Annotated in this window: 10 protein-coding genes; 3 read left to right on the forward strand and 7 right to left on the reverse strand. The window is 69.0% G+C overall.

What is annotated here, in order from left to right:
- Positions 1-160: 160 nt before the first annotated feature.
- The 3 genes from LQF10_RS11215 to LQF10_RS11225 all read left to right on the forward strand — a co-directional run bounded on the left by LQF10_RS11215 (position 161) and on the right by LQF10_RS11225 (position 2,746).
- The gene (locus LQF10_RS11215) at positions 161-979 is read left to right on the forward strand and encodes an ABC transporter ATP-binding protein (RefSeq protein ID WP_231067311.1); all 819 of its coding nucleotides are present in this window, start codon (positions 161-163) and stop codon (positions 977-979) included.
- On the forward strand, positions 976-1,749 hold the full coding sequence (locus tag LQF10_RS11220; protein WP_231063936.1) for an ABC transporter permease: 774 nt from the start codon (positions 976-978) through the stop codon (positions 1,747-1,749). The genes LQF10_RS11215 and LQF10_RS11220 overlap by 4 nt, the downstream gene beginning before the upstream one ends.
- A gap of 61 nt (positions 1,750-1,810) precedes the next feature.
- Positions 1,811-2,746 (forward strand): COX15/CtaA family protein, encoded by a 936-nt coding sequence (locus LQF10_RS11225; RefSeq protein WP_231063937.1) that lies wholly within the window; start codon positions 1,811-1,813, stop codon positions 2,744-2,746.
- Between the two features lie 13 nt (positions 2,747-2,759).
- On the opposite strand, the gene LQF10_RS11230 is transcribed toward LQF10_RS11225, so the two are convergent.
- The 7 genes from LQF10_RS11230 to steA are packed head-to-tail and all read right to left on the reverse strand — an operon-like array spanning position 2,760 to position 10,972.
- The gene (locus LQF10_RS11230) at positions 2,760-3,422 is read right to left on the reverse strand and encodes an NUDIX domain-containing protein (protein ID WP_435531390.1); all 663 of its coding nucleotides are present in this window, start codon (positions 3,420-3,422) and stop codon (positions 2,760-2,762) included.
- Entirely contained in the window at positions 3,415-5,121 is a 1,707-nt protein-coding gene (pyrG, locus tag LQF10_RS11235) for a CTP synthase (RefSeq protein WP_231063938.1), read from the reverse strand. The genes LQF10_RS11230 and pyrG overlap by 8 nt, the downstream gene beginning before the upstream one ends.
- A 14-nt stretch (positions 5,122-5,135) precedes the next feature.
- Positions 5,136-6,224 carry a glycosyltransferase family 4 protein gene (locus LQF10_RS11240; protein ID WP_231063939.1) on the reverse strand — a complete coding sequence of 363 codons (1,089 nt, stop codon included), beginning with the start codon at positions 6,222-6,224 and terminating at the stop codon, positions 5,136-5,138.
- Positions 6,217-7,842: a murein biosynthesis integral membrane protein MurJ gene (gene murJ / locus LQF10_RS11245; protein ID WP_231063940.1), complete on the reverse strand. Its 1,626-nt coding sequence runs from the start codon at positions 7,840-7,842 to the stop codon at positions 6,217-6,219. The genes LQF10_RS11240 and murJ overlap by 8 nt, the downstream gene beginning before the upstream one ends.
- The gene (locus LQF10_RS11250; protein WP_231063941.1) at positions 7,839-8,702 is read right to left on the reverse strand and encodes a hypothetical protein; all 864 of its coding nucleotides are present in this window, start codon (positions 8,700-8,702) and stop codon (positions 7,839-7,841) included. Before LQF10_RS11250 ends, murJ begins: the two co-directional genes overlap by 4 nt.
- Before the next feature lie 40 nt (positions 8,703-8,742).
- A complete protein-coding gene (locus LQF10_RS11255) occupies positions 8,743-9,753 on the reverse strand; it encodes a copper transporter (RefSeq protein WP_231063942.1) in 1,011 nt (336 codons plus the stop codon).
- Between the two features lie 25 nt (positions 9,754-9,778).
- Positions 9,779-10,972 (reverse strand): putative cytokinetic ring protein SteA, encoded by a 1,194-nt coding sequence (gene steA / locus LQF10_RS11260; protein ID WP_231063943.1) that lies wholly within the window; start codon positions 10,970-10,972, stop codon positions 9,779-9,781.
- Positions 10,973-10,975: the final 3 nt, after the last annotated feature.

Raw genomic sequence — 10,975 nt, forward strand, 5'->3', positions numbered from 1 at the left:
TCCGCAAGCAAGGCGAGCCTTAGTGAATCGGACCACGCTCGTGATCGGAGCACGCGGGGATCGTCACCTGCAGCAGCGCGTACGCTTGACCGCCGTGACCTGCTGTGTCGAGCTGACGGACGTCCACAAGTCCTTCGGCACCACCCGCGCCCTCTCCGGACTGACCTTCCGTGCCCCGGCCGGGGCGATCACTGCCGTGCTCGGACCGAACGGCGCCGGGAAGACCACAGCGATGGAGATCTGCGAAGGGCTGCAGCACGCCGATTCCGGGACGGTACGCGTGCTCGGCCGACACCCGCACGTTGATGCGGGCGAACTTCGCCCCCGGGTCGGCGTGATGGTCCAGGACGGCGGTCTTCCGGTGATGTCCCGCGCCGTTGAGTTACTGCGTCACATCGCGCGGCTCTACGCGCAGCCGCGCGATGTCGATGAGTTGGTCGAGGTGCTCGGCCTCGCGCCCTTCGCTCGCACCTCGGTCCGTCGCCTCTCCGGCGGTCAACGCCAGCGCCTGGCCTTGGCGATCGCGCTGGTCGGGCGGCCAGAACTGGTGTTCCTGGACGAGCCGAGCGCGGGTCTGGACCCGCAGGCACGGTTGGCCGTCTGGGATCTCGTCCGCACCCTGCGCGCCGAGGGGGTGAGCGTCGTGCTCAGCACCCACCTGATGGACGAGGCCGCGCAGCTTGCCGATCACGTGGTCATCATCGACCACGGACGAGTGCTGACCGAAGGGACGGTGCCTGCGCTGACGGGGGATCCGGCATCTGGAGTTCCTGCGGTCGACAGATCCCCCCGGCCAGGGGTCATCCACCTCACCGGGACGCTCACGGCCGAGGCGAGGGCCGACGTCGAGGAGGTGGCGAGCCGGCACGGGCTCGGGCTGCAGCACGACGCGCCCGGCCGAACGGCCGCCCTCGGCGCGACCGGTGAGCGCACGTTGGAGGACGTCTTCCTCGACCTCACCGGACGGAGCCTGCGGTGAGTGCACCCGGCTCGACGGCGGCCCGCCCCGGTCCGCACACAGGCGCCAGCCCGTGGGTGGTCCGGGTCTTCTCCCACGCAGGTTTCGAGCTGCGCAACGTGCTCCGCAACGGTGAGCAGTTGCTCCTCACTCTGATCCTGCCCGCGCTGGTACTGGTGGTGCTCTCCCGGACGACGTTGGTGCGCCTGGACACCGGCGGGCTCGCCCCGATCGATGTGGCAGCTCCCGGGGTGCTCGCGCTGGCCGTGATGTCCACCGCCTTCACCTCGCAGGCGATCGCCACCGGGTTCGACCGGCGGGCCGGTGCGCTGCGGTTGCTCGCCACCACGCCCCTGGGCCGGACCGGCCTGCTCGGCGGAAAGGTGCTCGGAGTACTCGCCATGGAAGCCGTTCAGGTGGCTGTGCTCGGCACGCTGGCGTTCGCGCTCGGCTGGCAGCCGGTCCTGACGGGCAGCGGGCTGGCCCTGCTTGCCGTGCTTCTCGGCACCGCCTGTTTCACCTCTCTGGCCCTCCTGCTCGCCGGAACGCTTCGCGCAGAGGCAGTTCTCGCCGGGGCGAACCTGCTGTGGTTGTTGCTCGTGGTCGGCGGGGGTGTGCTGCTCCCGGCGGCCGGGCCCGCCAGGTACCTGCCCTCGGGCGCCCTGGGTGAAGCACTGCGCGACTCCCTCACTGGAGTGGCCTCGGCGAGCACGTGGCTGGCATTGGCGGTCCTGGCCGGGTGGACGGTGGTGTTCGCCGCCGCGACCGCCCGCTGGTTCCGGTGGCACTGATCACACTGGCGATACCCGTCCGGCGGCACTGGCGCACCGCCCGCGCGGATACCGTAAGGGAGTGCGCCCGCAGACCCTGAGTCGCCTCATCGGCATCGTCGTCGTGACGAATCTCCTCACCCAGATCGCCATCATCGTCACCGGCGGAGCCGTGCGGCTGACCGGTTCAGGACTGGGTTGTTCCTCCTGGCCGAACTGCGAGCCGGGTGAGTTCAGTCCCTCATTCCACCAAGCCACCTCCATCCATCCATACGTCGAGTTCGGCAACCGGGTCTTCGGCGCTGTCGTCGTGATCGTGGCCCTGGCGCTGGCACTGCTGGTGTGGTGGGCCGCCCGATCGGAGCATGGGCCTCGGCCGGCACCCACGGCTCGATACCGCCGACTCGCGGTGGTGCCCGTCGTACTCTCCGTGGCGCAGGCCGTCCTTGGCGGGATGACCGTCAGGTACGAACTCCACCCGGCGTTGGTGGGATCGCACTTTCTCATCTCGGCAGTGCTGGTGTGGATCTCGGCGTGGCTGGTGGCCGGCTGGTTCCGCCCCGGCAGCCCGCAGCCCCTCGTTCCGCAGCGCCTGCGAACTCTCGGCTGGCTACTGGCCGCGCTCGTCGGCGTTGTCGTGATTCTCGGCATGATTGTCACCGGTGCGGGACCGCACTCCGGAGACAGCGAGGTGGGGTACCGCTTTGCCGTCGATCCGGTGCTCGTGGCGCGTCTGCATGCGGGTTCGGTCTGGGTGTTCCTCGCGCTCGTGGCGGCCTTCGTGGTTCTCGTCCACCGGGCGAGGTCTGCCGCGTCCGATTCGCCCCACCTGCGGCGCCTTCGACGCTGGTCGCTGGTGCTCGTCGCCGTCACACTCGCGCAGGGCGGGATCGGATATGTGCAGTACTTCACCGGCTTGCCGGAGATCCTGGTGGGCCTGCACATGCTGGGTGCGGGCCTGCTCGTCGCGACCACGGCGTTCACCATCGCTGCGCTGTCCGCACGAGACGTGCGCTAGTTCGTGATGGCGCTCAGGCGTCCCGGTGCCACGCTGGAGTCCATGGAGCCTCAGCAGGTCTGAGTCGCGACCAGTCCTCAGCTCGCGCCGCATGCGTGGCAAGGATGCCTGTGACGGTACTCGGGTTGTGGATCCGGCCCGCCAAGGCCGCTGCCACCGCATCTGCGAGCGGCACCCAGCGCAGCTCCATCCCCAGTTCCTCGGCCTCACGATCATGGCGATGGGCCTCGGGAACCTCGGTGAGGTCGCGCGCCAGGAAGATGCGGATCCGTTCGTCACTCCCACCAGGTGAGGTGTAGAAGTCCACCAGCGTGTGCCACGTCGCGGCCCGCAGGTCCGCCTCCTCGGCCAGCTCCCGCGCAGCGGCTGTGCGCAGCGGCTCCCCGGGCACATCGAGCAGACCTGCCGGGACCTCCCACAGCGAGGAGCGGACCGGGTGCCGGTACTGGTGCAGCAGAGCCACACGGTCGTGGGCGTCCAGGGCCACCACGGCCACCGCACCGGGGTGGCGAATGAACTCCCGCCGGACCGTGCCCGCATCGCCGAGGTCCACGGACTCACCCACGAGGTCCATCACATACCCGGTGTGCAGCGTCTCCGTCTCGGACGTGGGCAACACCGTGCCTCGATCGTGAACAAGCTCCTGGTGCTCCCCGACTCCCCCGTTCTCAGGCACGCGAGGACGGCTCCACTTCGAGGAGGCGGGTCTCCCGCTGCCGGTCCAGCGCGGCAGAGACCAGCCCGATGAACAGTGGGTGCGCCCGCGTCGGACGGGACTTGAACTCCGGGTGCGCCTGGGTGGCCACGTAATAGGGATGCTTCTCGCGGTCCAATTCCACGAACTCCACGAGCGAGGAGTCCGGCGACCGGCCGCTGATCTGCAGGCCCGCCTCGGCGAGCGCATCCCGGTAGGTGTTGTTCACCTCATAGCGGTGCCGGTGCCTTTCACTGACCCGCTCGGTCCCATAGGTATCGGCTACCACAGACCCCGGGGTGAGCACGGCGTCGTAGGCGCCCAGGCGCATCGTGCCGCCGAGGTCACCTTCGCCGTCCACAAAGGCGAGCTGCTCGGCCATGGTGGCCACCACGGGATCGGGGGTGTCGATGTCGAACTCCGTCGAGGAGGCGCCCTCCAGGCCCAGCACAGTGCGCGCGTACTCGATCACCATGCACTGCAGGCCGAGGCAGATCCCGAGAGTGGGTACCTGATGCTCCCGCGCCCAGCGCAGGGCACCGAGCTTGCCCTCGATCCCCCGCACACCGAACCCGCCGGGCACGAGCACGCCGTCCACCCCGCCGAGCGTCTTACGAGCGCCCTCGGGAGTCTGGCAGGCGTCCGAAGCGACCCAGCGAATCCGCACTCGGGTGTCGGTGTGGAATCCACCGGCACGCAATGCCTCGGTCACCGAGAGATAGGCATCCGGCAGATCGATGTACTTCCCGACGAGAGCGATCTCGACCTCATCGGCGGGGTGGTGCACACGCTTGAGCAGCACGTTCCAGGTATGCCAGTCCACATCACGGAACGGGATCGCCAAGCGGCGGATCACATAGGCGTCCAGACCCTCGGAGTGGATCACCTTCGGAATGTCGTAGATGCTCGGAGCATCCACGCATGTGATCACAGCCTCACGGTCCACATCGCACATCGAGGCGATCTTCGCCTTCACGCCTTCGGGGATCTCCCGGTCTGCGCGGCACACGATCGCGTCCGGTTGGATCCCGATACTGCGCAGCGCCGCCACCGAGTGCTGGGTGGGCTTGGTCTTCAGTTCTCCGCTCGGGCCGAGGTAGGGGACGAGGGAGACATGGACGAAGAAGACGTTGTCCCGGCCGATGTCCTGGCGGACCTGACGGGCCGCCTCAAGGAAGGGTTGGGACTCGATGTCGCCGACCGTTCCGCCCACCTCGGTGATGATCACATCCGGTGCCTGTCCACCCGCAGGATTGGCCTGGGCGCGCATCCGGCGCTTGATCTCGTCGGTGATGTGCGGGATCACCTGCACGGTGTCACCCAGGTACTCACCGCGGCGCTCCTTGGCGATCACGTGGGAGTAGACGACGCCGGTGGTCACGTTGGCCCCGGCGTCCAGGTTCACGTCGAGGAACCGTTCGTAGTGGCCGATGTCCAAGTCGGTCTCGGCACCGTCCTCGGTGACGAAGACCTCACCGTGCTGGAACGGGTTCATCGTGCCCGGGTCGACGTTGAGGTACGGGTCCAACTTCTGCATCGCCACCCGCAGACCACGGCCGCGGAGAAGGTGGCCGAGGCTGGACGCCGTCAGGCCTTTCCCCAGTGAGGAGGCAACCCCACCCGTGACGAAGATGTGTCGTGGAACGTTGCCCTGCTGCCCGGAATTCGAAGAGATCACCACGGGCTTCAACGCTATCACCCGCCAGCTATGTCCGCGTAGATCTCGAGGACCTGAGCGGCCGCGTCGTCAGCGGTGGGCAGCTCTGCGGCCCGCCGGAGGGACCGTTGCCGCAGGTCATCGGCCAGCATGGAATCGGTGAGCACCCGCGTGATTGCTCCCGCCAGCGCGTCTGGGTCTGCATAGGGCACCAGGAGCGCGGCATCGCCGGTCACTTCCCGCGTGCCACCGACGTCGGTGGCAACGATCGGGGCACCCGCGGCGAGCGCCTCCTGCAGGTTGATCGGCTGCCCCTCCCAGGCACTTGTGCTCACCACCACATCCGCGGCGGCGAAAAGCGAGGGCACATCCGGGCGGTGCCCGAGGAGGGTCACCGGGAGCGCCTCGCCGAGCACCTGATCGGCCAGGTCGTCCATCAACGGCCCGTTGCCGGCCACCAGCCAGCGTGCATCGGGCGCGCGGTCCGCGAGTAGGGCGGCCGCGTCGGCGAGCAGTCCGAGTCCCTTCTGCGGCGCGAGCCGAGCGACGGTGAGCACCATCGGCCAGCCCGGGTACAGTCCCAGCGACCTGCGCTCGGTCTCCCCGAGCGCCTGCGCCGGCTCACGTCGTGGTGCGGGCACCAGCGCTCGCTCCGCGCGCCGAGCACCGTGCACCAGCGCGTCGGTCACCAGATCTCCGCTCACCCCGAGCACCACGTCCGCGCGGGCCGTGATCACCCGCAGCAGTCCGGCCGCCACGGACCGGACGCCCTGGCCGCCCACGGCAGCGTTGTGCAAGGTCACCACGAGCGCGGTCCGTTCCGGAGTGGGTGTGCTCAGCGCCAGCGCGGCCAGGGCACCGGCCCGCAACCCGTGCGCATGCAGCACGTCGGCGCCCCTTGCGATGGCGCGGATCCTGGCCAGCGCGCGCGCATCGTTCATCCGCGGGCGGTCCTGCACGTCGATCACCGTCGTGCGTACCCGCGAATCGGCACCGGCAATGACCTCTCGGGGCCCAGCCAGGATCACTCGGTTGTGCTCGGACAGCAGTGCAGAGAGCTCCCGGGCGTGCCGACCGACCCCGCCGTCACTCGACCCGGTCAGCTGCACGACGCGATGGTCAGGCACGGCTCCTCCTCAGCACTCTCACAATCCCGCGGTCGGCGAGTGCCACCGCACCGGCCACCGCCAGCATGGCCAGCATGCCACCGAGCGTGCCCGCGAGCACGGCGGCCACGGCCCCCGGGCCGGCAAGGTCAAGGATCGTCCCTGTCGCCCATCGCCCGAGGACGGCCCCCACAACTGCGCCCCCGCCAGCCACCACGCAGGTGCGCAGCAGCTCAGCGGGCACCCGGGTGTGCATGGCTGATGCGAGTAGCACGATCAGCGCACTACCGGCAACAGTCATCCCCGCCGTGTGCGCGACGCCGAGGATCAGCAGCGTCTGGGCCCCCTCGCCACCGTCCGGAGCGAACGCGGCCACCCCGAGCAGGGCCGTGGCTGTGACCACAAGCCAGCCGAGCGCGGTCGCCGACACGGCGGCACGGCTACGGTCCATGCTGTAGAGCGCCCGACTGATCAAGAAGATCATCGACAGCCCAATCACGCCCGGTGCCATGGCCGTGAGCGCCTGGGCCATCCCGGTCGTGTCATTGCACTGGCCCATCCCGTCACAGCGTGCGAACAGCTGCTGCACGGCGGGCGCCACCGCCACGAGCACCCCGGCGCCAAGGATCGCCACGGCCACGACGGCGCGAGTGGCGCTCCAGGTCGTGCGCCGGAACAAGCTCTGGTCGCTACTTGCCAGCTCTGCCAAGCGGGGGAACACCGCGGTGGCCACCGGTACGGCGAGGACGGCATAGGGCAGCAGGTAGACCGCCTGGGCCCACTGGAAGACGACGATCGTGCCAGCGCTTCCGCCCGCGCGAGAGACCCACAACACGGACAGCACGGACGCCTGCTGGGCCAGCAGGGAACCGAGCCCCGCCAGCGCCAGGGACCGGGCTCGCACCGCCACACCGGGCGGGAAGCGCACTGTCGGACGCAACCGCACTCCACATCGGTAGACCGGCACCAGAAGCGGGAGCGAGAGGGCGGCCACACCGGCCGTGGTGCCCCACGCGAGCCACGCGAACGCCGCATCGGGAAGTCCATCAGGTGCGTTCGTCAGGCCGTTCGCCAATGCGCCGAACACGAGGTAACTGACGATCACCACCAACGTGGAGGCGATCGGAGCGAGCACCGGCGCCAGGAACCGCCGATGGGCCTGCAAGACACCCGTGAGCACCACCCCGATGCCGTAGAGCACCACCTGGGGCGCGAAAATCTGGAGGAACCTGGTGGTGGCCTCGAGCTGAGCTGCCGGGTCCGCACCCGCTGCCTCCGGCAACAGCGCGGCCAGCGGGCGGGCGAACACGCTCAGCGCCACCGCCACCGGAGTCAGGCCGATGAACGCCCAGGTGAGCAAGGCGGACGAGATCTGGTCGGTGTCGGCGCGTACCGAGCGGGCGATAGGGCCCGCGAGCAGCGGGATCACCGCCCCGGCGAGCGCCCCGCCTGCGACCACCTCGTACAGCACATTCGGGACCAGGTTCGCCGAGGCGTAGGCATCGCCGACCGCACCGGACCCAACTGTCTCGGCCTGGACCAGCCATCGGCCGAAACCGAGCACTCGAGAGACGATGGTCAGCGCAGCGATCATCGTCGCCGCCCCGGCCACCGGACCGAGCAGGCGGCGCAATCTCACGGCAGACGACCCCAGGAATCAACCGCACGCAGCACCGGGGAATCGGCGATGACCGCAGAGAAACTCACCTTCTCGCTCGCCGCGATGAGGAACACCACGGCACCGAGACTGGCGATCCGGACGACGACGCGTGGGTGCACGGCGAGGGCCGAACCGACAAGTGCCCCGAGGGCGTTCGCACCGGTGTCACCGAGCATCGTCTCCTCCCCCAGGTCTGATCGCCAGGAGCCGGCAACCACCCCGGTGGCGGCTGCAGCCATGGTGCCGGTCCGTCCGCCGACGGCGGTGAGCGGCACAGCGATCATTGAGGTGGCCTTAAGCCCGCGACCAGGCCGTAAGTCGAACAGGTTCACCAGGTTCGCCGTCCCGGCGATGAGCGCGCCGGAGGTGAGCACGTCCAACGCGCGGAGCGCAACGGGCGGGCCGGGTCGGTCGCCTCGCCGCCCGGTGTCGGTGAGCAGCAGAGCCGCCACGACGGCGCAGCCTGAGATCCCGATCAACTTCAGTCCGCCCGTGGTCAGGCGCCCGGCTGCCAGAGCTCGCACATGGCCACGCAGACCGCGGGTTGATGCTGGATCCGGATCGAGATCGTCCACGGCGCCGAAAGCGCCGGCCGCAGCGGTGGCCAGTGTTGCACCGAGGGACGCTGATCCCCGTGCCGGACCGGTCAACGCGGCCCCCACTGCTCCCGCGGCCACGCTGGAGCATGCCGCAGCCAGCCCACCGAGCACGCTGACTGAACGGCCGCGGAAGTTCCGGCGGTCCCACCGTGTGGCCCCGCCAGGTGGGCGACGACGGAGGGCCGCCGATGCCGCAGCGCTCACCCCTGCCCCCAGCGCCGCGGCTGTGATCCGTCTCATCGGGCGTCCCCCGGCGTTCCTTCCTGGGCCCTCCTCATGCTCATTCGTCCGCCTCGATGGGGCCACGTGCGAACTGGAGCGGATCGGGTGCCGGCAGATCGTGACGGTCGGGCACCACAGCGTCGGCGGCCTCCGACAGACCGAAGTGCCCTCCGTCGTCGGCGATCGCAGCGGCGAGCGCAAGCGGAACGGTGACCTGCCCGGTGATGGTGCCCACCGAATCGACTGTGGTGACCTCTGCGGACGCCTCATCATCGGCGCGTAGCGCCGTCAGTAGCGTGCCCGGCCCGCCGTCGACGCCTGCGACCACGGACGCTTCACCTGTCTCGGCGAGCCCTTCGGCGAGGGTAATGGCGGACTCGTTGACGCTCGCCAACTCCTCGATCTCGGTAGCTGTGAGCGGGTCGTCGGGATCGAGTGGTCCGATCACGACGGTGGCGTAGGCGGGCCCATCCACTGATGCTTCTTCACCGATCAGCTCACCGGTGCGCAACAGTTCGAGGATCTGCTCAGCCTCGGCTGAGCGCTGCTGCGGGTCATCCGGATCGCGCAGGGTGAGCGCTTGTCCGAGTGCCTGCGCCAGCACCCGGTCGCCGCTGGCAGCATCGGCCGGGGCCGGGTTCATCGACGCCACCAGGTTCTCCGCGATTCCGGAGCGGAAGGCAACTTCGCTCGGATCGAACCACGCATCGGTCAGCGCAACTGTGCCGGTGACAGTCCCACCGGCCTGGTCCACCCTCGCCTGCACCGCACCAGAGACGTCCGGATCGACGCCAGGAAGCTCGACGATGACTACTGTGCGCCCGTCCAGCGCGCCGTCGAAGAGTTGCGGGGCGGCGTCGGTGAGGAACGTGCTCCGATCCTGAAGTGCAGCCTGGGTATCGTCGAGCTCGGTGCGGAGCGCGTCCTTCTCCTCCCGGAGCTGGTCAACCTGCCCGGAGAGCTCATCGGCGATGTAATCGCGCAACGGTCCGGCGCCCAGCACGATGCCGACGGCGAGCGCGAGGAACACCGAAATGATGGAGACGATGTGGTAGCGGAAGTCGATCACGGGAACGTCTTTCTCGTCGCGGGCGTCAGAAGAGCCCGGTGAACAGGTCCCGCAACGAGGACCAGATGTCGTCGAACCGGGCCATGACGATCCCGAAGAAGGCCTGCCCCGCGGGTGTGGCGGCTGCGGCTGCCGCGAGCGCGGCCAATCCGGCCAGGATCAGTGCCGTGACCTGCCAGTTGGAAATCCGGTGCCGGTAGAGGCGGGAGACTCCCTTGGCGTCGATCAGTTTGCCTCCCACGCGCAGCCGGGTGAGGAAGGTACTGGCCATCCCTGCCCGCCCCTTGTCGAGGAACTCCACGAGCGTCTCGTGCGTGCCCACGGCCACGATCAGGGAAGCCCCCTTCTCATCAGCAAGCAGCATGGCGACATCCTCGCTGGTCCCAGTCGCTGGAAACTCCACATGCTCCACGCCGAGGCGTTCCACGCGTTCCAGACCGGGTGCGCGGCCGTCGCGGTAGGCGTGCACCACGATCTCGGCACCGCTGCGTAACGTCTTGTCGGAGACGGAATCCATGTCTCCGACGATCATGTCCGGACGCAGCCCCTCCTCCACGATGGCATCCGCACCGCCGTCCACGCCGACCAGTAGCGGACGATACTCGCGTACGTAGGAGCGCAGCATGGCGAGGTCTTCTTTGTAGGAGTACCCGCGCACCACGATCAGCACGTGGCGCCCCTCGAACTCGGTACGGACCACGGGCACGCCCACACCATCCAGGAGTAGCTCACGCTCGCGCTTCATGTAATCCATGGTGTTGGCGGCGAACGCTTCGAGCTGGACCGAAAGCCCGGCCTTGGCCTCGTCCATGGCCATAGCCACCGATTCCTCGGTTTGCACCGTCCCTTCGGCGACGACGTCACCGCCGTCGGTAAAGACGGTGCCGTCATCAATACGCACGCGGGCGCCTTCGCGCAACTGCATCAGGTCCGGACCCAGATCGTCCACCAGCGGGATGCCGGCGTCGATGAGGATCTGGGGACCGAGGTTCGGGTACCGGCCAGAGATCGATGGAGCTGCGTTGAGCACGGCTGCCGGTTGGCATGCCACCAATGCCTCGGCGGAGACCCGATCCAGATCTTCGTGATCGATCACGGCAATCTCGTCGGGACGCAGCCGCTTGGTCAGCGATTTGGTGCGTGGGTCGACGCGGACGCGGGAGAGCGCGTCATCGGACGCGTCCTCATCCCGTGGACGCCGACGCAGGAGAGAGACCATCGG

The organism is Ruania halotolerans, assembly GCF_021049285.1.
GTDB lineage: Bacteria > Actinomycetota > Actinomycetes > Actinomycetales > Beutenbergiaceae > Ruania > Ruania halotolerans.